The following is a 24,439-nucleotide window of genomic DNA, read 5'->3' as shown; positions in this document are numbered from 1 at the left end:
ATATAAGATGACTTTATTCAAAGAATGGGTTCCGAACTGGCTGGCAAAAACGATTCTTTTTACATTGCTGTTGCCCAATATTATTATGTTCTTCCTACCAATGGCAAATGAGGATGTTGCTGCGGGTTATTACGGCATAGAACCCAATGACATTCAGTTTACGATTTCTCTTTACTATGCAGGGTTTGCATCATTCTATTGTTTGGAAAGGAGATTCTACAATTACTTTACTTCCAAGCAATACTTTATCCAGTTTCAGTTGTTCCAACTATTGTGTTGTTATCTGCTGTTCTCCTCTCAGATTCTGCTAGTGGTTTTCATGGTCAGATTTGTTCAAGGGATGCTTTTTGCGAGTGCCGTGAATCTCTATATGTCGATGGCTATTAGATTTATGAAATCTTACAGAGCCAAAGAAGTTACTTATAGTTTGTTTTTCGGGATGTTGCTTTGTACGACATCTTTTAACAACCTGATTACCGCAGACCTCATCGACCAGTATAATTTTGACATTGTCTATAAACTATCGATGGTGATTTTTGCCGTAAGCGTGATCATTGTTTTGGTTTGCATCTCTTCTGCCAAAGTATTTCATCGGCATACGTTGATTCAGTTGGATATGAGCAGTTTTATTTTGCTGGCTGTAATATTAATTGGATTGGGCTATTTGAGTGTCTATGGACAACAATATTATTGGTTTGAAAGTGTTAAAATTATTCAGGTTTCGCTAATGGTTGGTTTGGCGACATTATTATTTGCAGTCCGTCAGTTAACTTTAAAAAGACCTTATATTGATCTTTCTATCTTCAAACAAAAACAATATCTGTGGGGCGCAATGCTCTTGTTCTTTATGTACATCGAGCGATTCTCTTTTACCTATGTCGGGAGTTTTTACAAAAGTGTGCTTCATATGGACCCAAGGCATATTTCTTATATGTTTGTCTTCAATCTTATCGGAATAATCGTTGGTGTGGCTTTAGCGGCTTGGCATCAAATCAAACAATCGAATGTCATCTGGCTCTGGATGTGCGGTTTTGTTTCATTGATGATTTATCACATTTGTATGACACAGATGCTGGATAATGCAGGAAATGAAAGCTACTACAGTATTCTGCTATTTGCACACGGATTGGGTGTTGGGCTTATAATGGTTCCTACGATTTTGTTTATCATCAGTATTGTTCCTTATTATCTTGCGCCTTCTGCCGCTGCATTTGGGCTGGTTATAAGATTTTTAGGATACACAACCAGTACTTTTTTGACTAAATATTTCAGCGTTTATCATTACAACCTTCATTACAACAGATTCTTGGATTATATCAATTATAACAATCAATATTATCTGGATAAAATCAATCAAATTATAGCCTATCTCGGAAATAATGGTTTAGAAGAGAAAACTGTTCCTCTAGTAACACAAAAAGTATTCAAAGCACAACTGGACAATCAGATTCTGCTAAGATCTATTATGGATTATTATTCTCTGATGATTTGGTTTTCTATAGCAATTTTGTTTTTGCTTGTCTGTTATTATATCCGAGAGAAAAAAGTATATGTACATTTCCGACCATTACTACCTATCTAAATTTCAAAATCAAAAAAAGCGACACAAAATATTGTCGCTTTCTTATTTATTTTTGATTGAAATCTAACTTGTAAACTCCAATATCAATTTTCTTTTAGATTAATAATCTTTACTGCTTCTTTTTGGTTCTCTAGCTTCCGGCCATTTCACAGCAGTTCCTTTGTCATCATTCGGCATCACTCGCTTTTCTCTGCTTACAAACTCTGGGTCTTCCGAAGCCATATAAGCTAAAGTAGCAGTTAGAATCACATTGTTCTTCAACTCATCAAAAACGATTTTGTCATAGGTATCTTTGGTTGTATGCCAAGTATAACCGAAGTAACCCCAGTTAAGCGAACTCAAAGAAAATCCTGGAACTCCTGCTGCCACAAACGATGCGTGGTCGGAACCGCCACCTCCCGGCATTCCCGGAAAAGTACTTTTGATTTGGTCTTTCACTTTTTTAGGTGCTGCATCCAGCCATCTTCCGATATAAGCATAAGAATCTTTGAAACCCTGTCCACTGATATCTACTACTCTACCCGTTCCATTATCTTGATTGAAAACCGCCTGCACACCTTTGATGATTTCCGGATTATCCGCAACAAAACCTCTTGAACCATTCAGACCTTGTTCCTCACTTCCCCAAAGTCCAACAACAATGGTACGTTTTGGATTGGGATAATATTTTTTGAGGATTCTCATTGTTTCCAGCATTGTCAAAGTTCCTGTCCCGTTGTCAGTCGCACCTTGCGCTCCATCCCAAGAATCGAGATGAGCAGAAAGAATCACATATTCATTCGGTTTTTCCGAACCTTTTATCATTCCGATGGTGTTAAAGGATTTAGCTTCTGGTAAAACTTTGGATTGTGCATCCACTTTGATTCTCGGTTTTGTACCTTTTTAAGCCATTCTGTACAACATTCCGTAATCTTCTAAATCGATGTCAAACATTGGAATAGATTTAGTCTTAGCTCCAAAAACACGATTGGTGCTGTGAATTCCTGTCCAGTTGGAAATGGCAATTCCAGCAGCTCCTGCTTTTTCCAGAGCTTCTGGCAAGGTTGTATTATCATAACCGATTGTTTTGATATAATTTGCGAAATCTTTTTTAGCCTGTTCTTTTTCAGCTTTCAGTTTTTCATATAATTCTGGTGTTGCAAATTCTTTAATCTGTTCATCAGAACGACCGACTTTCTGATATTGTGCCATCAAAACTATTTTTCCTTTTGCAGAAGGCAACCATTTATCAAACTCCGCTTTAGAAGATACTTTTGGAAGAATTACGACTTCTGCTTCTACTGCTTTTTTAGTTGCTGGACTCCACGCTAATTGTGTTGCAGACAAGGTTTTGGTTCTTGGATAAACCAAATCTACGTGTGTAGTTCCACGCTGCCAACCTTTCCACGTTCCGAATTGCTGAAGATTAGCATCGATTCCCCAAGATTTCAGTTTATCAGCCGTATAATTGTTTGCAGCCAACATCTCAGGTGTTCCAACAAGACGCGGTCCGATGCCGTCCAAAAGTTCGAAAGCCATATTTTCCAACTGGGAATTATCATTGGCTTCATTAACAAAACTTTGAACGATTGGATTTAGTTTTTCTTCGGATTTGTTTTGAGCGTTGACTAAGGTGATTTGTGCTGCAAAGAAAACAGCAGACATTGCTAAAATTGAGTTTCTCTTCATATCTTTTATTTGATTCCGATAAAGATAGGGATAAGTGTATTTAAACGCAAAGATTAAATAACGAAACCATTCCTAAGCTAAAAATCCTTCGACTCCGCTCAGGGTGACATCTTAATATCTATCGAGAAAGTTGTTAAGCTGAGCGGAGTCGAAGCCTTATAACAGATACTTAAATAGAACTTAATATAAAACAAAACCCTTTCAAAGTTTGAAACTCTGAAAGGGTTGATATGTAGAATTGCTTTATTCTAACTAAGGATTAGTCGAGAAAATAGAACCGTTCGCAATCAATGCGCGTCTGTTCATCTTCAGGATGTCTCTCACCCATTCTGCAAAATCTTCTGGCTGAAGAACTTTATCCGGATTACCGTCTGTCAAACCGCCATTAATACTCATATCGGAAGCAATCGTGCTTGGAGTCAAGGTAATCACGCGGATATTCTGCTTTCTCCATTCTGCCATCATCGACTGCGAAAGAGAAACAACCGCCGCTTTGGAAGCTGCGTAAGCCGACATATTTGGTCCGCCTTTCAATCCTGCTGTGGAAGCGACATTCACAATGTCACCTTGTCCTTTTTCTTTCAAATAGGGATAAACCGCTTTGGTTGTGTAATAAACACCGAAAAGATTGGTTTTGATAACTTGTTCCCAAGTTTCAGAAGGCATTTCCTCGATGCTTCCAAAGTCACCGATTCCTGCATTGTTGACCAAAATATCGATTCCGCCTAATTCGTTTGCCAGAGATTCGATTCCTGCTTTTACTTCTAATTCGTTATCGACGCTGAAAACGGCGTAAGCTACTTTCACCCCGGTTTGTCTCAGTTCGTTAACTGCTATTTTGAGATAATTTTCGTTTCTTCCTGTGATACCAATATTGACACCTTCGTTGGCAAGAATCTGAGCTACAGCTTTTCCAAGTCCTCTTCCACCGCCCGTGATAATGGCATTTTTTCCTTTAAGATTCATAATCTGATTTATAAAATTTGAAGCTGCAAATTTACCATTAGTCTATTTATAATCCGAATAAAATCAATGATTTTATACAAGTTTATGATTAGAATACTTAGAAAAATCCCCAGAGAAGAACTCTGAGGATTGAAAATATAAATAGATATATTTTTTATTCACTAAAAATCAATTGTGTAATTTACATTAAATGTACGACCTCTTCCTTGGTAATAAAATAATTGAGGAATACCATATGTTGCATACAGAACTTCAGATCTTTTACTCCAAATAGTTTGATATTCAGTATTGAAAATATTCTGGATCCCTAAGTTAATTTTTCCGTATTTGTTAATTTTATATCCAATCATTAAGTCAGAAGTGTTATAGCCATCAACAACATTGTTCAAGTAATCTTTCAGTTTGAAGTTTTGCAAAGACTGGAATCTGAATGACCAATTCTGAACGTTATATCCAATATATGTCACTAACTTTGAAGGAGAGGCATTGTAAATCTCCTGTCTTTGCCAATCATCATTATTTTCAACTTCTGAACGAATAAGAATTCCACTTGCTCCAAAATAAACACCATTTTGAAGAGCGTAAGAAACTTCAGCTTCAATACCTCTGTTTCTCAATTTCAGGTCATTGACCAATAGTTGGAAAGTTGTTCTATCAACTGCAATCGTTTTATCAGAAATACTCTGAAAGGCTGCAATTTGTGCGTTCAATCCGTTACTTGCAATACGATACCCTACTTCAAATTGGTTGGTTTTGATACCTTGCAATTTTTGTTCTTTTACATTGATAGAAGAAATTACATCCCAATTATTAGTGGTTACATTCAATTTATAAGTTCCTATACCATAATACTTTGCTGGATCCGGAAGAGAAACACCTTGAGAAAAGGTCCCCCACAGTTGGTTTTTATCATTGATTTTGTAAAGTAATCCAGCATTTGCTAATGTTACACTATACGAACTTTTACCACCTGGTATTGCAGATGCAGAAGCTCCGTATTCCATAGCAACTTGTGTCTGTTGTACCGAACCTACGAAATCATCTACTTTTACATTGAGGTTTTGGTAACGAACACCAGCATTTAATTGTAATTGTGGAATAATGTTGTATTTAGCTTGAGCATATCCCGCATAGCTTTGAGAATGGTTGGTTGGATAACGTCCTAATTCATACAAAGTATTGTTTACCAATCCTCCACTTTGAAACGTTGTATTAACATCATAGACAGATTGTGAAGCTTCAAATTTCTCAAGATCTACATCTACACCATAAGTAATATTAAAGTTTCTCCAGTTTTTACTCAACAAAGCTTTGATACCGCTATAGTATGTATTCTGTTGTGAAGATGACATATAGGGAATTGTTGCTGTAGCCAATCTCACAGTTCCTGGAAATGGATAAAAACCTAACTTTTCACCTCTTGTAGCTGCCTGAATGTATAAATCTTGTCCCCCAAAAATCCCATTAGAATTAAATGCCAAGGTAGCCATATAACGCTCTGTTCCTACTTTTTTGTCGGAGAAAAAACCATCTCTCATTTCTAATAAACTTCCGTTTCTAGTCGTAAATGCTGATAGATTTTCTCCTAGAAACAAACTTCTATCGCCATTAAACTGAGAATTATAGTATTGAACAGAAACAGTTAATTTATTTTTTTCATTAAATTGATATCCAGCTGTTGCCAAAACATCGATAGAACGGTTATATTGTAAATCAGTCTGTGTAACATCTGTAAATACCTGTTCCTCATTGGCACCATAAACGCCTCCATTTTGCTGATAAGCAACGCCCAGTCTTCCAAAGAATTTTTTATTTTTATAAGCCAAAGCTTGTGCAGCTCTATAATCATGGTCATCTTTACCCATAAATCCTGAGCGCAACCCTAATTCTGTTTCACCACTTAACCCTTCTTTTGATGGAGTTTTTGTAATTATATTAATAATACCACCAGTTGCGTTACCCCCATAGATAGAACTTGCACCAGAAAGAACTTCAATTCTCTCAATATTAAATGGATCAATAGCATCTAGCTGGCGACTTATTGCACGAATACTGTTCAATGAAACTCCATCAATCATTACCAATGCAGATCTGCCACGCATATTTTGGCCATAATTACTACGCCCTTGCGACCCAATATCCATACTCGGAATCAGAATAGAAAGCATCTCTTTGATAGGAACTCCACTTTTTGCTTGTTGTTGAATCTTATCTTTTGAAACGACCCAAACCGTTCCAGGAATATCAGAAATTTTGGTAGGTTTTCTTGATGCTACAAACACTACATCTTCGATACTCGAAACTTTCGCAGAGTCAATTGTATGTTGTCCAGATACATAAGCAGCAATGAGTAAAGCTATTGTCAGATACTGTTTTTTCATATTACAAATAATGATTATTTTCGCACAAAAATAATTTTTAATTTTTCTAAATAAGAATAATAAAGTATGAAATATGTCATATTACAAATCCATAAATGGTTGGGTATTGTTTCCGGCTTGGTAGTTTTCATCGTATCTATTACAGGAGCTATGTTCACTTTTCAAGACGAGATAAAAGATGCGTTGTATGATTATCGAAAAGTAGAAGTTCAAGAAAAATCTTTTTTACAACCCTCCGAAATTTACACATCAGTGCAGTCTAAACATAAAGACCTGCAGGTAAAACGGATTATGTATTTCTCAAAAGATCGTTCTTCTGTGATTATGTTAGCTGATGATAAGAAAAATTATTTTATGCTTTACATTAATCCTTATACAGGTAAAAAACTGCATTTGGAAAATTTTAAAAATGATGCATTTATTGTAATCCAATATATTCACACCACTTTGTTACTTGGAAAAATTGGAAAAGAGATTGTTGCGATAAGTACAATTATTTTTATTATTCTACTCATCACCGGATTAGTCCTTTGGTGGCCAAACAAAAAAAATCAAAGAAAAGGAGCTTTCAATATAAAATGGGGGGCAAAATGGAAACGTGTTAACTATGACCTTCACAATGTTTTAGGTTTTTACACATTTGCAATCGTATTAATTATTTGTTTAACAGGACTTTCATTTAGTTACCCAGCATTAAGGAACACTTATCAGAATATTGTAAACTTTGGTCAAACAAATGATAAGGAATCTAAAAAAAATATGATTGATCCGCCAATAGATAAAAAAATTGATGCTTTTGGAAATCTGGATAAAGCATATCACTATGCAAAATCTAAAAGCCCAAAAGCAGCAATGTATTGGATTTACTTAGCAGAGTCAGAAAAAAATCCTCTATCAATCAGAGCATATCACGAAAGCCTGCAATATTATGCAATGGATTTTTATCAATTTGAAAATACATCGGAAGGAAAGCCAGATCAATTAATGTACTCTGATCTGAGTGCAGGAAAAAAACTAAGCACAGCAATGTACGATATCCATACAGGATTGATATTAGGGTTATTCGGAAAAATCATAGCTTTTATAATCTCTTTGATTGCGGCTTCTTTACCAATTACTGGGATTTTAATTTGGCTAAATAAAGGAAAAAAGAAAGAAAAAAAGCATCATCGCAAAAATAAACTGATAACAGCGAAAATCTCTTAATCTAAACCAACTTAGCTAACTCTACAAGATCACAACCACCTATTTTTTAATTATTTTTAATTGGTCAGGAAAATTGGTTGTAATGAAATTAATTCCTTGATTTTTGAGCGCTTCGTAAACTTTGATATCATTCACAGTCCAAGAATTGGTAATCAATCCAAGCGAATTGGCTTCTGCAATCCAAGTCGGATTTTTTTCGAAAACGCTGTAATGATAATCAAGTCCGTCCAAACCTTCAGCTTTGATTTGTTGAGGCGAAAGATTGCCTTCCAGATACTGAACTTTTGCAGACGGATTTTGTTTCTTTATTTCTTTACAAATATTAAGACTAAACGAGATGTAATCGCTTTGACTATCAAGTCCGAGTTCTTTTACGGTTTTTAGAACTTTGGTAACGATTTCGTTTTCACGTTCTTTGGATTTGGTAGGTTTGATTTCGATAATTAATTTGACGGAAGCCTCTTTTTTGCCTTGTTTCAGATAATCTTTCAGGGTTGGAAGTTTTTCCCCATTGGATAATTTCAGTTTTCTTAAATCAGAAAAATCCGTTTCCGAGATTTCCATTTTCCCATGATGTTCATCGTGATTGATAACCAAAATACCATCTTTCGTCATTCTCACATCGAATTCGGAACCATAGATTTTTAATCTCTGAGCATTTTCTAAAGCTTTGATAGAGTTTTCAGACGTTTTCGGCTGTGTATTCCAAAAACCACGATGGGCAATAATCTGAGTTTGAGCGTTGATAAACATAGCCGTAACAAAGGTTAAACTACAAAATATTTTCTTCATTTTTTTATATTGAATAAATTTGAATCCACAGTCCGCAAAGATTTTTTTGATTATTTAAACTCTTTTAAGTTTTACAAAGGCGTGAAACTTATCAAAGCTAAAAAAAATAAAACCTATGTGACTATGGGATTTCATTATTGAGCCAAATTACTCATTTTATTTTCAGTCTTTCTGCTTGTTTTAGTTATTTTTGCGTTAAATATTTCCCACAATGTCCGAAAACATTCAGCAAAAGATAGAATCCCTGAGAGAAGAACTTCATCAGCATAATTACAATTATTATGTTCTTGATAATAATACGATTTCTGATTTTGAGTTTGATGAGAAATTGAAAGAACTTCAGGATTTGGAAAAAGCGCATCCTGAATTTTTTGATGCCAATTCTCCGACTTTGCGTGTTGGTGGTGGAATCACAAAGAATTTCCCAACCGTTCAACATCAATACAGGATGTATTCTTTGGACAATTCTTATGATTTTGACGACCTGGAAGATTGGGAAAAACGAATCATCAAAACCATTGATGAACCGGTTGAATTTGTTGCTGAATTAAAATATGACGGTGCTTCGATTTCCATTCTGTATGAAAATGGAAAATTATCTCAGGCTGTTACACGTGGCGATGGTTTTCAGGGCGATGAAATCACGAATAATGTGAGAACAATTTCCGATATCCCTTTGACTTTGAAAGGCGATTTTCCGAATCGATTTTTTATCCGAGGCGAAATTTATCTAACAAGAAAAAACTTTGATAAAATCAATAAAATACGTGAGGAAGAAGGTTTGGATTTGTTTATGAATCCTAGAAATACTGCCAGCGGAAGTTTGAAAATGCAAGATTCTGGAGAGGTAAGAAAACGGGGACTTTCGGCAGTTTTGTATCAATATATTTCGGATGAATTTCCTGCAGATACGCATTGGGAAATCTTGGCGAAAGCCAAAAATTGGGGTTTCCGAGTTTCGGAAGACCAAGCAAAGTTATGTAAAACGTTGGATGAAGTAAAAGAATTCATCACGTTTTGGGATACAGAACGGCACAAATTACCTTTTGAAATTGACGGTATTGTTTTGAAAGTCAACTCATTAAAACAGCAAAGACAATTGGGTTATACAGCCAAATCGCCACGTTGGGCTATGGCTTACAAATTCAAGGCAGAGAAAGTAGAAACGGAACTTTTAAGTGTTTCTTACCAAGTCGGAAGAACCGGAGCGATAACGCCGGTTGCCAATCTGAAACCAGTTTTGTTAGCAGGAACAACTGTAAAACGCGCATCACTTCACAACGAAGATATCATCAAAAAACTGGATTTGTACGAACACGATTTTGTTTATGTAGAAAAAGGAGGCGAGATTATTCCGAAGATTGTTGGTGTGAATACTGAAAAACGAACGCTTCTCCAAAAGCCAATCGAATACATCAAAAATTGTCCTGAATGTGGAACCGAATTGGTAAAAATTGAAGACCAAGCGATTCATTTTTGCCCGAACGAACTGCATTGTCCGCCACAAGTTGTGGGAAGGATGATTCATTATGTTTCCAGAAAAGCGTTGAATATTGAGAATCTTGGCGGAGAAACTATCGAGCAACTTTACAGAGAAAAACTCATTGAAAATCCTGCTGATTTTTATACTTTGACAAAAGAACAGCTTCTTCCACTCGAAAGAATGGCTGAAAAATCGGCTCAGAATATTTTGGACGGCATTGAAAAATCCAAAGAAGTTCCGTTTGAAAAAGTATTGTTCGGAATTGGCATCAAACACGTTGGGGAAACAGTTGCGAAGAAATTGGTAAAGAATTTTTCATCTATTGACGAATTGAAAAATGCAACCGCAGAAGAACTTTGTCAGGTTGAAGATATCGGAATGAAAATCGCAGTCAGTATCACAGACTTTTTTCAGAATCCCGAAAATATCCTGATGATTGAACGTTTGAAATTTTACGGCGTTCAGTTGGAAAAAGGCGAAAATACGAATGAAGTTTTGTCTAATGTTTTGGAAGGAAAAACGTTCCTTTTCACTGGAAAATTATCGCTTTTCACAAGAGAACAGGCGGAAGAAATGGTGGAAAAGCACAACGGAAAAAACATCTCGGCCGTTTCGAAAAACCTCAACTATTTAGTTGTTGGCGAAAAAGCCGGAAGCAAGCTGAAAAAAGCGCAAGATATCGGAACGATTACGATTCTGGATGAACAACAGTTTCTGGATTTGATTGGATGAGTTGAGTTGAGTTGGAGAGTTTTAGAATTTAAAAGTTTGAGCGCTTAAAATCTATACTCAAAAGACACCAAAGGAACAATTAAGAACTTGTTTAAATTTGTTTCAAAAACCACAAAAGTCACAAAAGTTTTAATTTTCCTTAAGTCTATCAAAAGTTCGAATAAGGATAATGCCTTCATAAGTTAGCTTTTTTGCTCTTTGAAAGATTTTCTTTTTTTGATTTTTCTTTTGTGACTTTGTGGTTTTATATTTTTTAGCCAGGCTCTAAGTTTGTTAAGTTATTTTGAAATTATAAAAAGCACACCTAAGTTTTAAAATCTTAGAATTTATTTTAATTGTAAAACTTTTGGAACTTTTGTGGTTGATGTTCTAAATTTCTTTGATGACTTTACAAGGATTTCCCACGGCTAAAACATTAGCAGGAATATCTTTTACTACCACACTTCCAGCGCCGATGACTGCATTATCGCCAATTGTAACACCAGGAAGAATGCTACAACCAGCACCAATCCAAACGTTATTACCAACTGTAATTGGAAGCGCATATTCCAAACCTTTGTTTCTGGTTTCTGTATCAAGAGGATGATTAACGGTATAGAATCCACAATTTGGTGCGATGAAAACATTATCTCCGAAAGTTACTTTCGCGCAGTCCAGAATCACAACGTTGACGTTGGCATAAAAATTTTCTCCAATTTCGATATTATAACCGTAATCGCAGTAGAAGGGCTGCTCGATAAGGAACATTTTCTCTGTTTTACCGAAAAGCCTTTTGATTAGAGCTTTTCTCTCTTTAAGTTTTGAAGGTGGAATATGATTGTATTCGAAACAGAGGTCTTTGCATTTTTGTCTTTCCTTTACCAAAGTCGCATCGCCTGCATCATATATCTCGCCAGAAAGCATTTTTTGTTTTTCGTTCAGATTATTCATTGTATTTTTACATTAATAACTAAGCAAAAATAAAGGCTTTTTTATTCTTTAGCTATACTTTTCAATATTTTAGTTCGTAATGAAAAAAGCACCCAAAATTGGATGCTTAGATTATTATTGAATTTTTTTATTTCCAGACTTCGTCGGCAATTTCTTTTACTAATTTTATCTTGTTCCATTGGTCTTCTTCGGTCAAGATATTGCCTTCTTCGGTGGATGCAAAACCACATTGCGGGCTGAGACTTAATCTGTCAAGACTTACAAATTGGCTGGCTTCTTTGATTCTTGCAATGATATTTTCTTTCTGTTCCAAAGTTGGATTTTTACTCGTAATTAAGCCTAAAACAACGTTTTTATTTTCCGGAACAAATCTTAATGGCGCAAAGTCCCCAGAACGGTCATCATCAAATTCCAAATAAAAATTGCCTACATTTTCTTTGGCAAAAAGTGTATCTGCAACAGGCTCATATCCGCCGGAAGTTGCCCAAGTAGAATGATAATTTCCTCTGCAAACGTGAGTCGAAATCCTTAAATCTGCTGGCAAATCCTGCAAAGCATCGTTATTGAGTTTCAAGTAGGTTTCTTTTAGCAAATCCGGATTGTAGTTTTCACCTGCCATTGTTTTCCAAAAATTGGCATCGCATAACATTCCCCAAGTGCAGTCATCAATTTTCAAATCTCGGCAACCCAATTCGTAAAAAGCTAAAATGGCGTCGCGGTAAGCTTTTGATAAATCACTTAGAAATTCTGCTCTATCTGGATAAAATTCTGCTACTTTATCCGCATTCGATTCTCTTAACAATTCTGCATAAAGCTGTGCTGGTGCAGGAATACTTTGTCTTGCAATATGATTTTCGCCGGCTAAACTTTTTAGAAATGCAAAATATCCTAAGTACGGATGATTGTTTGTAAATCTGATTTTTCCAGTCAATCTTGCAGAATCATTTTTGGTTTCTTCGCCGTGAAATTGATAACCGCGCGGCATAAAATTGTGTTCAACACCTTCGAATCCCCAGAAAAAATCGAGATGCCAGTAGCTTTGGCGGAACTCGCCATCGGTAATCACTTCTAATCCTAACTCTTTTTGCTTCTCAACTAATTTGATGATTTCCTGGTTTTCGATTTCGGTGAGTTGTTCTTTTGATATTTCTCCGTTAGAAAATTGTTCTCTTGCTTTTTTTAGAACTTCTGGTCTTAAAAAACTTCCAACTGTGTCTAATTTTGGTGTTCTTCCTTTTGTTTCACACATAACAAATTATTTAGATTAATATTTTGTGTAAAATTATATTCTAAGTTTTTTATTTCTTATTAAATAAAATTATTAAGCAAATAAAACTCATAAACAATATTTAGAAAGATAAATATTCTATAATTTTACCATTCATAAAATCGAAACCAAAATATATTCTGAATTATGCTCGACGAAACTGATATCAAACTCTTAAAAATCCTTCAAAAAAACTCTAAATTCACTGTAAAAGAATTAGCACAGCAAGTGAATCTCTCTGCATCGCCTGTTTTTGAGCGTGTAAAAAAGCTGGAACAAGATGGCTTTATTAAGAATTACATTGCCGTTCTTGATTCGGAGAAATTGAATAAAGGGTTTATTGTCTTTTGTAATGTCAAACTAAAACAGCACGATAAAAACATCGGAAACCAGTTTGTCAACGATATTCTTTCCATCGATGAAGTTGTGGAATGTTATAATATCTCCGGTGATTTTGATTTTCTCTTGAAAGTTCAGGTTCAGGATATGAAGCATTATCAGGATTTTGTTTTTAACAAATTGGGTTCTTTGGAAAGTATTGGAAGTACACACAGCTCTTTTGTGATGTCGGAAATTAAAAATAGTTATGGGATAACAATTTGAGTTTATATGGGTTTTTAATTGTTGCGCGGCTTCGAGAGCCTCAGCCTGACAGACTAAACGTTCTAGCGCAAAAAGATATAGCGGAAAGCAGGTTCCCGGCTCCTAAAAATAAAAAACTCAAAACCACTGAAGGTTCCGAGTTTTTTACAAACAACTAAAAAATAAATATTAATGAACCGCACTCAGGTCGATTTTCTCGCCTTTGCCTTTTCTTTCTCTCACGAACAATACAAACGGAATACATATCAGGAAGGCAATCCCCAAATAGAGAAAAACATCCATATAAGATAATACTGTTGCCTGTTTTGTCACGCCATAATCAAGGATTTGATAAGCTGATTGAAGTGCTTTGTCCGCAGACATTCCTTTTGCCATAAAGCTGGCTTTGAGTCCTGCGATACGCTGCTGAACATCCAAATCGTTAACATCCAAATGCGCGACAAGATTACTTCTGTAAAGTTGACTTCTGTTAGCAATGAACGTTGTAATAGCTGCGATCCCAAATGAACCGCCCAACTGACGGATCATCCCAGTAAAAGCTGCTCCTTGTCCAATTTCAGGTCCTTTCAGTGTGCTCAATGACAGTGATGTAATCGGAATGAATAATAACCCCAGTCCCATACCTCTAACAATCAGCATCCAGAAGAAAGCATCTTTCCCGGTGTCCGGCGTAATGATTTTGTAACCCCAGAAACTATAAATGAAGAATATTAATAATCCTAACGCTACCAATAACTGCTGTTTTACACCTTTTGTTAAAAGCTTACCAATGATTGGCATCATAAAAGCAGTGGTCAACGCAGCAGGAATCATCAATGCTCCGGATTGTAACGCCGTCCACCCTAGGATACTTTGCGTATAAAGTGGAACAATAAACGTAGATCCATACAACCCAAATCCTAACACAAAGGACATCACGGTTCCAATCCTTAGGTTTCCATTTTTCAAAACACGGAGCTCTACAATCGGATATCTGAAGGTGAGTTCTCGCCAGATGAATAATATAAATCCTACAACGGCTGTAATTGTCAATACAACAATGGCTTTACTCTCAAACCAATCATCCTCGTGACCTCTTTCCAAAATATATTGTAACGAGCCTACGAAGGCAGCCAACAATCCAATCCCCAACCAATCGACATCCGAAGCCGAACGTTTCTCTGTGAATCTTGGACTCTTGATGAATTGTAATGTCAATAATGTAGCGATAATCCCCAACGGAATATTGATGTAAAAAATATATGGCCAGCTGTAATTATCAACGATATAACCTCCCAACGGCGGACCCAAAGTTGGTCCGATAATAACGCCCAATCCGTAGATAGCCTGAGCCATACTTCTCTTTTCTACAGGGTAAGATTCTGTAATGATGGTTTGTGAAGTTACCAAAAGTGCTCCACCACCTATCCCTTGCATCAATCTGAAAAATACGAGTTCCCAAATGTTGGTCGCATTACCGCAGAGAAAAGAGAAAACTGTGAATATAATAATGGATGCAGCAAAGTAATTTCGGCGTCCAAACTGCTGAGACAGCCAGCTCGTCATCGGAACAATGATCACGTTTCCGATGGCGTAAGCGGTAATTACCCAGCCTACTTCGGACAACGTTGCCCCCAGATTACCTTTCATTTCGTTCAGTGCTACATTCACAATCGTGGAATCCACAATTTCCAGAAGCGCACAAACGATAGCGGTAATGGTTACAATTACCCTGCGAAATCCATATTCTACTAATGAATCGTCTTGCATAATTTCTGATTTCGGAGATGGAAGTTGGAGGATGGAGGTTTTAAAACTTCATACTTCCGACGTCCAGCTTCCTTATTTTTATTTTAATGAAACTACTGTTTGAACGTTCATTCCTACGCGAAGTTTCTCCATAATATCTTCATTAAGGTTGTCAAACGTAATCTTGATAGGCAATCTCTGAACTACTTTTACGAAGTTACCACTAGCGTTATCCGGAGGAAGCAACGCAAACGCAGATCCTGTAGCCGGAGAGAATGAACTGATTGTCCCTTGGAATTTCTGACCTGGATAAGCATCAATCTCGATTTCAACTTTCTGACCTTCAACCATTTTCTCAACCTGAGTTTCTTTATAATTCGCAACAACCCATTTTTGGTTACTCAACACAATACTGAACAATTGTGAACCAGCTTGGATAAACTGACCTACCTGCACAGGGATTTTAGAAACATAACCATTTTCTTTAGCCGTAATCACAGTGTAAGATAGATTCAATTTTGCATTTTCTACATCTACTTGCCTTTGTTTCAATTGAGAATTGGCAACGCCGATATTTTGATAAGTTGCGTTAGATTGAGAAGTCACAACACCTGTCTGAACACTCGCTTGATTCTTTTGGTCAACTAAAACCTGCAATTGTTTTTGAGCTGTTTGATAAGCCGCAACTGCTTGCTCATATTGTTGTTGAGTGATAGAATGGTCTTTTACCAATTCAGAATATCTTTTCATATCCTGCTCTGTTCTCCAAACGTTTACTTTCGCTGCTTCGATTTGTGCATTAGCAGTCTGAACTGCCGCTCTGGAATTACCAATTCCTGATTTTGCAGCTTCTGAACCTGCCTGAGCTGAAGAAACGTTACTCTGAGCTGTTCCCAAAGCTGCTTCTGCCTGAGATAAAGCCATAGATTGATCTCTGTTATCAAGGATAATTAATGTATCTCCTTTTTTAACAAATTGATTGTCTTTAACTTTAACTTCTGAGATATAACCAGAGATTTTAGAAATCACTGGGCTTACATCTGCCGCGATTTGAGCATCATCAGTTTCTTCGTGAGTCTGACTATATTGGTATTCTCTAATACCAAAGAAAGCAGCTCCTAAAACCGCAACCACAACTACAACGTAGAATACAGGGCTTTTTTTCTTTTTTGCAGGGATTTCTCCTTGTTCGAATTTTATATTGTTTTGTGCCATTTTATTTGTTTAAAGTTTTTTATTGATTTGTCCGATGTCCGATGATGGATGTCGGATGATTTTATATTAAGTTTATTTTTTCTGTTTCCGAATAGCAGTCATCAGATTTCCGACATCCTGCCTCAGACCTTATTGATTAATAATGCCAGTAGTTTGTAATAATTTTTTGTGAGCCAGCGCAGCGTCTGCTTTGGAAGTAACCACATTAACGTTTGCTGTGATTCTCGCAGTATCAGCATCCAAAAGATTGGTGATGGTTTCTAAACCGTTGTTATATTTATTAAGCGTGATTCTGTAATTTTCTTCCGCCTGCTCCAATGCTCTTTGATAGACATCGATTTTCTTGTGTGCATACAAGTCATTCTGATAATCACGTTTTACTTCTAATGTTACATTATCATTGAGTAAATCATTCGCTGCTGCCAATTCCTGTTCTTTGGCTTTCGATTGAACATAACTCGAATTTTTTTTCCAGATATTAGAAAGATTATATTGAATTCCAACACCCACGTTCACGGCATTTGTGATGGTCAAAAGTTTCGGAATATCCGCTGCAACGTAACCACCTGTGAAAGCTAACGAAGGAAGGTTTTCTGCTTTTGCAGATTTGGTTCCAAGTGCCGCTGCTTTTCTTTGATAGTCTATCGCTTTCAAATCATTTCTGTTTTCTCTGGCTAAATTCAAGTAATAATCATCCGGTTTCCCAAGGTCATCTGTTCCAATATAACTAGAATCAACCTCGATTACTGTATTGTCCGGAAGTCCAAGTAGCAAATCCATATTGATATTGGCAATGTTGTAGTTGTTCTCTGCTTCCATCAATTGTAATTCTATATTAGAAGTCTGAAGTTGTGCTTTCAAACGGTCATTTCTTGCAATCACGCCATTGTTTTCTAGCTTAAAAAAAGATTGGTCTCTTTTCTGTGAAGACGCCAAGTTTTCCTTCAACAATTTCACCACTTCATTTGCCTTAAAAAGGTTATTGTAAGCTTGCGAAATGTTATATGCAATCGCGTTCTTGTCGTTTTCAGTAGTTAGTTTCGAAGCTTCAACAAGATATTCCGCAGACTTGATGCCGTACTTGATTCTTCCTCCAGAATAGATGGGAACCGATAGATTCGCAGAGCCATAAAGCACATTACTCACTTTCGGTCCACCTCCAGACATTCCTGGGATTTTCAAATCTATATTGGGTTCAAAAGGCAAATACAAATAACTTCCGGACACCGTCAGTTCAGGCAACTATCTGTTTTTCGCTGCCAATAGATTAGCCGTAGATTCTTCTATTTTAGATTGGTCTATTTTTAGATTTTTGCTATTCGCTATTCCTAATTTCACAGCTTCTTCCAGACTTAGCACTCTTTTTTCCTGTGCGGAAACTGAGGCAAAAGCCATTATTAAGAACACTGTTGCATAAAATTTATTCACTTTAGTAATTATTGTTATAGTTGTGTAATTATTAACCTTGATAACCAACCAGACCTCTGACAATCGTTTTTACGTGGTCAGATGCTTCTTGGAAATATTGATTCTCGAAATGTTTCTCGTCAAAATCAGATTTCTGTTTCTTAAGATATTCTTTGTACATCTTCATCCCGTGCATCGCATTGAAAATGGTTCCGGAAATGGTACATTGTAAAAGATGATAAGAAGGTTTTTTTGTAAAAATCCCTGTTTCCAGACCTTGTTCAATAATCTTTTGATTGATTTCTATATAATTGATTTTTGAAGCCCTAAGAAAATTCTGAATATTCTTATTCTGACTGATGACTTGCTGTGTGTGAACAAGCAAAAAGAAATCTCTCAATCTCTGAACTCGGCTCACAAAATTATCTACAAAACTTTCAAGTTTCTGGATTTCGCTCAGTTCATCATTTTCTAAAATATTTTTAGCAAAATTTAATCCTTCATCCATTCTCCATTTGAAAAGTTCTTCCAACAGATTTTCTTTTGACCCAAAATAATAAGAAATCATAGAAACATTGACCTTTGCTTTGGCTGCAATATCCCTCACCGAAGTCCCATTATAACCATTGGCAGCGAAGAGTTTCTCCGCAACCATCATAATATGTTCTTCTTTTGTTGGCATAACTGTTTTTTGGTGATGCAAATTTAAATCAAAAAATTAATTCAATCAAACATTTGTTTGATTAATTTTTTATTAAAATTAAATTGAATCTATCTATAACACCAAAAGATCTTTTTATTGTAAAATATAGATCATTGGGAAGCGCGCCCCGACCTGAGTGGAGCTCTATTTGCGGAGTCTAGCGGAGAAAAAAAGCAGGAACGGAGGGCGGATAGAGGCGCCCAAACTATTTTAATTTGCTGATTTGTGAATGTATCGGGTCAATTTAATCCCCATATCGGTGAGTACAATTTTAGAATTGGCATTTCTGGAAATGTGATAAGAAGCGTCTGTAATTTCCTCTACAATAGAAACGATATTAGCACCGTGAATGAACTTGGAAAAAGATTGCCAATTGAAGTTTCCTTCATTCAGTTTTTTATAAACTAGATTATCATTTCCGTAATTCTGAAGCATCGCTAATCGGAAGATTTCTATACAATAATTAAGAAATTTCATTTGTTTTTCCCGGTTCCATTCGGATATTTGACGGGCCCACTTTACAATATCGCGAAGAACTTCGGGTTTCTTCTTGGCCTGAAAAGCATTCCTAACCCATTGGATAAATAAGGTCTCGAATTCTGAAGCGCCCGCGTTATTTTCTGCTAATGATTGTGCGAGATTCCAGTTTCCTTGCGATTGATATGCAATTTCTCGGGCAGAATGATGAGCTTTGAGTTGGTCCAAAATATCTTCATCACTAATTCTCGGAACATTAACAATCTGACATCTGGATAATATCGTTGGTAAAATATCGTTGGTAGATGGTGCACAAAGAATAATGAAGGTATTTTTCGGAGGCTCTTCTAAAAATTTCAGGATTTTGTTGGCTGCAGCGTCATTCATTTTGTCAGCTCGCCAAACAATCAGAATTTTGCTTCCACCTTCAAAACTTTTTAGATTAAACCGCTGGCCAATATCTTCCGCCTCATCTGCAGAAATAAAGAATTGTTTATTTTCCGATTCTAAAAAACTAGTCCAATCATCAAAAGATGAATAGGGATTTTCTAAAATAAATTCTCTCCATTGATCAAAAAGTCTTTTGCTAAGAGAGTTTTTATTTTCTGTAAAAACTGGAAAACTGAAATGTAAATCGAGATGATTAAGATTCTCTACCTTATGAACAGATGCTGGATTTTCTTTTTCAAAAATCTCCTGAGCCATTGCCAAAGCCAACGGTAAAACACCAAAACCTTCTTCTCCTTCGAAAAGCTGTGCGTGTCCTACTCTAGATTCCTTAATACTATCCTGTAAAAGATTTTTGATGGATTGCTGACCAATAATCTGTTCCCATTTCATACGTAGTTATCATTTTTTTTAAAAGGTCGTATGCAATCGCCCAAATCAAAATTAGTCAACTTTAACAAAATTATAATCGGCGATTTCATACTCGCAAAGATAATATTTTCGTTAGAAGTCGGAGGTCAGATGTCAGAAGTTTTTCGGTAAATCTCTTAAAAGATGAAGTAATCTAACAATCTTTACCAACTATCGGAAAATAACATTAATCTATCGAAGGTACTTAACAAACTTTAACCCAAATATATTTTTGCAATTCATTATTAATTAAGATATTTGCGCATTGAAATTTTAAAGGATGAAGAGAGTTTTTGTTTTATCATCATTGATAGCAGGATATTTCCTGAACGCTCAAAGTATCGGTAATTCACCATACGGAGCTTACGGAATTGGAGATGTAAAATATGATAACACAGTCGATATTAGTTCAATGGGAGGCATTTCCACGGCTTACATTTGGGACTTTAATAATAATTTTAATTTCCGAAACCCAGCGGCAAATACCAACCTGGAGCTAACCACTCTGAAAGTAGAGGGCACAAACGAAAATAATTATTACAGATCTGACTTTAATAATATAAAATCGAACAAACATTCGACATATCTATCTAATATATCGATAGCTTTCCCTATTTCCAGAAAGGTAAAATTTGGGATGAATTTCCAGCCATACAGTTCAAAAACTTATAACATTCTTACATCGGGAACACTGCAGGACGACGCTGCTGTTACAGAAGCACATCACTTCCACGGGGAAGGAACGCTGAATACGGTTCAGGCTGCAGTTTCTTACCAAGTGAGTCCGGAAATAGGGATAGGACTTAGATCCAATTTTTATTTCGGAAAGCTTTATGACATTGAAGAAGTTTCTTTAACTGGCGCGGAACTGATCAGTGGCTATTCTAATAGCTACAGAATCAAGTCATTCAATTTTACACTGGGATCTACTTATCAAAAAAAATTAGCTAATGACAAAAAAATAACTGTTGGTGCTACATATACTTTTGGTAACACTGGCAGTATGAAAAATGTTTACACAAACAGTACATACTATTATTTACTTGGCGAAACAAAAGGCTACGAAACTATCATAGACCAAAGAGAAACCACAGATAAAAAATTCCTTCCTCAAGAAGCTTCACTTGGTTTAGGCTACGGAAAAGACACCAAATGGTTTTTCGGAACGCAGGTGGATTTTAAAAAAGGAGAGAATTTTAATTTCCTTGGTCAGACTTTGTCCTACCAGGATTCTTACAGATATTCCGTAGGAGGTTGGATTCTTCCAAATTTTAATGATTTCCGTTCTTATTTCTCAAGAGTGATTTACCGTTATGGTGCTTATTATGAAACGGGCAATCTTAAAATCAACGGAAGCAGCATCAATAAATTTGCAGTTACAGCAGGCGTTACACTTCCTTTCCAAAAGAGCCAGATTAACCGTATGAACAGTATTGACCTAGGTGTAGAGCTTGGAAAAAGAGGAACTTTGGATAACAATTTAATTCGACAAAATTTCATAAATTTGAGGATTGGGATCAACTTTGCTGACAAGTGGTTTGCGAAGCGCCTATACAACTAATGAAAGTACACTGATAATCTATGAAGGATTATTATTCCAAAATATTTAACCTTAAAACATCACAACGATTCATTTTGTTGCTGATGTTTTTTCTTATTCAGTCCTGTGAAGAGGATCTTACGAAAATCAATAAGAATAAGAAAACCAATTTTGCATCGCAGGTTATACATAATGGTGCTATTTTGCAGAAAGATTCCGGGCAGATCAAAGTACGTTTCACAGCTCCGCTCATAGAAAAGTATGAACTGATAGATTCTCCTTATGTGGAAGCAAAAAAAGGAATGTACCTGGAGTTCTTCGATAAGAAAAACCCTAAAACTCCCGGGAAAATATGGGCAAGATATGCCAAATATAACGAGAAAAAAGATTTTTATTTTGCTAGAGGCAGAGTGAAAGTCATCACAACCGAAGGACAGACTTTTGTCATGGAAACCATCAACTGGGACAAGAAAAATAAAAAAATGTACACCAAAGATACTGTTTTTGTTTCTGATAAAGATGGTAATATTTTGGTTGGTTCTCACGGGATGGTTGCGAAAGATGACTTCTCAGAATACACGTTTTTCAATAATTCAGGTAGCTTTAATTCTGCAAAACTACCAGCCACAAGTCAATAAAATAGTGTAGTTTTGATTCTTGCTTAATTCTATCAAATTGGAAAGCCAGATTTTTTTCGCCATCGGTCTTATGTCCGGAACTAGTTTGGATGGTCTGGATATTTGTTATGCAAAATTTACTCAAACAGATTCTGCCTGGAACTTCGAAATTCTGAATTGTGAAACACTTCCTTATTCTTCTGATTGGGAACAATCTTTGCGAAATGCTGTCAATCTCTCCAGCGAGGAAGTTCTAAAATTGAATGTTGATTATGGATTTTATCTCGGTGAAAAAACTTCAGAATTCATTTCAAAACATAAAATTATCAATCTTGACTTGATTGCCTCTCACGGTCACACGGTTTTTCATCAACCAAAAAACAAATTCACGTTACAAATTGGAGACGGACGAGCAATTAAATCAAAAACCAATAAAACGGTGATCTATGATTTCCGAAGTCAAGATGTCATTTTAGGAGGAAATGGAGCTCCACTTGTTCCCATTGGAGACGAACTGTTGTTCTCTAATTTTGATGCTTGTCTAAATCTTGGTGGATTTTCCAATATCTCATTAAAAAGAAATGAAAGAAGAATTGCTTTTGATATTTGCCCTGTCAATATACTTCTAAACAGTTTTGCAGAAAAATTCGGAGAAAAATTTGACAAAAACGGAGAAATAGCCAGAACTGGAACAATAGATCATCAGCTTCTGGAGAATCTTAACGAGCTGGAATTTTATAAACAAACTGCACCAAAATCACTCGGAATAGAATGGATTAATAATCAAATCTCTCCTCTTATTCAGAATCAAAAATCGGAAGATCTTTTGGCAACTTTAACGGAACATTCTGCGATTCAGATTGCAAAGATTTGTGATGAATTTGAAATTATAAATATGTTGGTAACTGGCGGAGGAACTTACAATTCTTACTTGATAGAAAAAATAAAAGCAAAGACCAAAACCGAAATCCAAATTCCTGCAAAAGAAATTATTGAATATAAAGAAGCTTTGATTTTTGCTTTTATGGGTGTTTTGAGATCATTAAATCTCAATAATGTTTTGTCATCCGCAACGGGAAGTTTGATGAATCATTCTTCCGGATTGATAATCATTTAAGGAAATAATTCAATTGGATTGTATATAATTGGTTTTCTCTTTTGATCTATGCTTACATTCGGAGAATTACTTATTACAGCATTTAAACGATCTATTTTCGTTTTGTAGAATTTTTTGTTTTCTACGGTGTGGAGATCATTTTTTAAAATTATTGTTCGTTGTTTTTTTAGAAATGAAACAAGCTCAAAACTGAAATAATTTTTCTCATCGTAAATTTTAACAATTAATCCTGGTAAACCATTGAATTTATATGGACCATCTTGAAAAGGTATTTCTTCAGTAAACCAAGCGGTATAATTTCTACCTCTAAAATTACAAATCGCTTTTTTACAACTATAGTTACTTATTTTTTTTGTTTCAGGTAATATTTTCCAATCCATTAATTTCAGTTTTTCATCATACCCCACAAGACTTCCACCTATCAATGCCTCTTGAAATCGCAATGTATTACTTCCACTTTTTTTTATTACTGTAAAATCAAATTTTGCAGATTTATAATCTGAATAATTCAAAACAGTTCCAGGAATATAATTCAAATTTGCCCACATTGAATCTTGTTGAATTTTACCTGCACTTTGAAAAACAGAAATTTCATCACCAATATATAAACTACCAATATCTAATACTTTAGAATTAACATTGGTTGAATCTTTTTGGAGAGAAGTTTCATAATTTGCTTCATAAAAAGTTTTAATTATTACCTCATTTTTTCTTTGCGCCTCAATTTTCATTAAATTAAGAAAAAAAAATAATGTACTAAATGTAATATATTTTAACATAATAATTTATGGCGTTTTCGAAAAGAATAAATGGGTATAAAACACCCATTTATTAATAGTTTAAACAAAATGATCACAATTAGTGATATTATTAGCCTCATAAGCATCTGCTTGAGTTTGCAAATCACCAGCAACAGCGTTGTCATACCAGATAGCCACTGCTTTTCCTCCGCAGAAGCTTACCATAGCCATAACCATTTTTAAAGAGGATGTTGAAGGTTTTTTTAATTCATCATTTTTCTTAAAATTAATTTTTGATTCTTGACTGACGTTTGATTTTGCAAAGGCAAGCGTACTTCCTAATGCAAAAAAAACTAAAACAAATAATTTTTTCTTTTTTTTAAATAATTTAGGATCAATCTCAAACCTTGGGGAGAAAAATAAAAAA

Annotated in this window: 20 protein-coding genes and 1 pseudogene; 7 read left to right on the top strand and 14 right to left on the bottom strand. The window is 35.6% G+C overall.

Annotation, left to right across the window (positions count from 1 at the left end; genetic code table 11):
• The first annotated feature begins 7 nt into the window (after window positions 1–7).
• A complete protein-coding gene (locus tag EGH73_RS06195) occupies window positions 8–1,582 on the top strand; it encodes an MFS transporter (RefSeq protein WP_123281129.1) in 1,575 nt (524 codons plus the stop codon).
• A gap of 99 nt (window positions 1,583–1,681) precedes the next feature.
• Here the strand turns inward: EGH73_RS06195 and EGH73_RS06190 are convergent.
• From EGH73_RS06190 to EGH73_RS06180, 3 genes and pseudogenes are all read right to left on the bottom strand, one after another.
• Window positions 1,682–3,250, bottom strand: a pseudogene (locus EGH73_RS06190) (M20/M25/M40 family metallo-hydrolase).
• Between the two features lie 252 nt (window positions 3,251–3,502).
• Window positions 3,503–4,216 carry a 3-ketoacyl-ACP reductase gene (locus tag EGH73_RS06185; protein ID WP_123281128.1) on the bottom strand — a complete coding sequence of 238 codons (714 nt, stop codon included), beginning with the start codon at window positions 4,214–4,216 and terminating at the stop codon, window positions 3,503–3,505.
• A 161-nt stretch (window positions 4,217–4,377) separates the two neighbouring features.
• Entirely contained in the window at window positions 4,378–6,597 is a 2,220-nt protein-coding gene (locus tag EGH73_RS06180; protein WP_123281127.1) for a TonB-dependent receptor, read from the bottom strand.
• A gap of 66 nt (window positions 6,598–6,663) precedes the next feature.
• Here EGH73_RS06180 and EGH73_RS06175 point away from each other — a divergent pair, with 66 nt between their 5' ends.
• Window positions 6,664–7,803 (top strand): PepSY-associated TM helix domain-containing protein, encoded by a 1,140-nt coding sequence (locus tag EGH73_RS06175; RefSeq protein WP_123281126.1) that lies wholly within the window; start codon window positions 6,664–6,666, stop codon window positions 7,801–7,803.
• Window positions 7,804–7,842: 39 nt separating this feature from the next.
• Here EGH73_RS06175 and EGH73_RS06170 read toward each other — a convergent pair whose 3' ends face one another.
• Window positions 7,843–8,595 (bottom strand): glycerophosphodiester phosphodiesterase family protein, encoded by a 753-nt coding sequence (locus EGH73_RS06170; protein ID WP_123281125.1) that lies wholly within the window; start codon window positions 8,593–8,595, stop codon window positions 7,843–7,845.
• 211 nt (window positions 8,596–8,806) lie between these two features.
• Between EGH73_RS06170 and ligA the strand changes: the two genes are divergently transcribed.
• Window positions 8,807–10,810: an NAD-dependent DNA ligase LigA gene (gene ligA, locus EGH73_RS06165; protein ID WP_123281124.1), complete on the top strand. Its 2,004-nt coding sequence runs from the start codon at window positions 8,807–8,809 to the stop codon at window positions 10,808–10,810.
• A 369-nt stretch (window positions 10,811–11,179) separates the two neighbouring features.
• Here ligA and EGH73_RS06160 read toward each other — a convergent pair whose 3' ends face one another.
• Together EGH73_RS06160 and EGH73_RS06155 are read right to left on the bottom strand one after the other, a co-directional pair.
• A complete protein-coding gene (locus tag EGH73_RS06160) occupies window positions 11,180–11,740 on the bottom strand; it encodes a sugar O-acetyltransferase (protein ID WP_123281123.1) in 561 nt (186 codons plus the stop codon).
• Window positions 11,741–11,867: 127 nt separating this feature from the next.
• A complete protein-coding gene (locus EGH73_RS06155; protein ID WP_123281122.1) occupies window positions 11,868–12,989 on the bottom strand; it encodes a 5-methyltetrahydropteroyltriglutamate--homocysteine S-methyltransferase in 1,122 nt (373 codons plus the stop codon).
• Between the two features lie 165 nt (window positions 12,990–13,154).
• On the opposite strand from EGH73_RS06155, the gene EGH73_RS06150 reads away from it, so the two are divergent.
• The gene (locus EGH73_RS06150; RefSeq protein ID WP_123281121.1) at window positions 13,155–13,610 is read left to right on the top strand and encodes an Lrp/AsnC family transcriptional regulator; all 456 of its coding nucleotides are present in this window, start codon (window positions 13,155–13,157) and stop codon (window positions 13,608–13,610) included.
• A gap of 168 nt (window positions 13,611–13,778) precedes the next feature.
• Here EGH73_RS06150 and EGH73_RS06145 read toward each other — a convergent pair whose 3' ends face one another.
• The 6 genes from EGH73_RS06145 to EGH73_RS06125 form a co-directional block, all read right to left on the bottom strand.
• A complete protein-coding gene (locus EGH73_RS06145; protein WP_123281120.1) occupies window positions 13,779–15,359 on the bottom strand; it encodes a DHA2 family efflux MFS transporter permease subunit in 1,581 nt (526 codons plus the stop codon).
• Window positions 15,360–15,437: 78 nt separating this feature from the next.
• Window positions 15,438–16,553 carry an HlyD family secretion protein gene (locus tag EGH73_RS06140; RefSeq protein ID WP_123281119.1) on the bottom strand — a complete coding sequence of 372 codons (1,116 nt, stop codon included), beginning with the start codon at window positions 16,551–16,553 and terminating at the stop codon, window positions 15,438–15,440.
• A gap of 129 nt (window positions 16,554–16,682) precedes the next feature.
• Window positions 16,683–17,795 (bottom strand): TolC family protein, encoded by a 1,113-nt coding sequence (locus EGH73_RS06135; RefSeq protein ID WP_245985444.1) that lies wholly within the window; start codon window positions 17,793–17,795, stop codon window positions 16,683–16,685.
• On the bottom strand, window positions 17,796–17,981 hold the full coding sequence (locus EGH73_RS14165) for a hypothetical protein (RefSeq protein WP_245985443.1): 186 nt from the start codon (window positions 17,979–17,981) through the stop codon (window positions 17,796–17,798). It lies immediately after the preceding gene.
• Window positions 17,982–18,012: 31 nt separating this feature from the next.
• Window positions 18,013–18,642 (bottom strand): TetR family transcriptional regulator, encoded by a 630-nt coding sequence (locus EGH73_RS06130; protein ID WP_123281118.1) that lies wholly within the window; start codon window positions 18,640–18,642, stop codon window positions 18,013–18,015.
• 231 nt (window positions 18,643–18,873) lie between these two features.
• On the bottom strand, window positions 18,874–19,980 hold the full coding sequence (locus tag EGH73_RS06125; RefSeq protein ID WP_123281117.1) for a DNA polymerase III subunit: 1,107 nt from the start codon (window positions 19,978–19,980) through the stop codon (window positions 18,874–18,876).
• A gap of 298 nt (window positions 19,981–20,278) precedes the next feature.
• Here EGH73_RS06125 and EGH73_RS06120 point away from each other — a divergent pair, with 298 nt between their 5' ends.
• Genes EGH73_RS06120 through EGH73_RS06110 form a run of 3 tightly spaced genes read left to right on the top strand, consistent with a single transcriptional unit; the run spans window position 20,279 to window position 23,272 of the window.
• Entirely contained in the window at window positions 20,279–21,559 is a 1,281-nt protein-coding gene (locus EGH73_RS06120; protein WP_123281116.1) for a hypothetical protein, read from the top strand.
• A gap of 20 nt (window positions 21,560–21,579) precedes the next feature.
• Window positions 21,580–22,176 (top strand): LPS export ABC transporter periplasmic protein LptC, encoded by a 597-nt coding sequence (gene lptC / locus EGH73_RS06115; RefSeq protein WP_123281115.1) that lies wholly within the window; start codon window positions 21,580–21,582, stop codon window positions 22,174–22,176.
• A 37-nt stretch (window positions 22,177–22,213) separates the two neighbouring features.
• Entirely contained in the window at window positions 22,214–23,272 is a 1,059-nt protein-coding gene (locus EGH73_RS06110; RefSeq protein ID WP_262605731.1) for an anhydro-N-acetylmuramic acid kinase, read from the top strand.
• Here EGH73_RS06110 and EGH73_RS06105 read toward each other — a convergent pair.
• On the bottom strand, window positions 23,269–24,051 hold the full coding sequence (locus EGH73_RS06105; RefSeq protein ID WP_123281114.1) for a GLPGLI family protein: 783 nt from the start codon (window positions 24,049–24,051) through the stop codon (window positions 23,269–23,271). The two genes, EGH73_RS06110 and EGH73_RS06105, sit on opposite strands and share 4 nt — an antisense overlap.
• A 60-nt stretch (window positions 24,052–24,111) precedes the next feature.
• Window positions 24,112–24,439, bottom strand: a 328-nt coding sequence (locus tag EGH73_RS13990) for a hypothetical protein (protein WP_184808076.1), incomplete at its 5' end; no start/stop codon positions are given.

It is taken from the genome of Epilithonimonas hominis (assembly GCF_003730015.1).
Classification (GTDB): domain Bacteria; phylum Bacteroidota; class Bacteroidia; order Flavobacteriales; family Weeksellaceae; genus Epilithonimonas; species Epilithonimonas hominis.
This window is presented reverse-complemented; position numbering and strand designations above follow the sequence as displayed.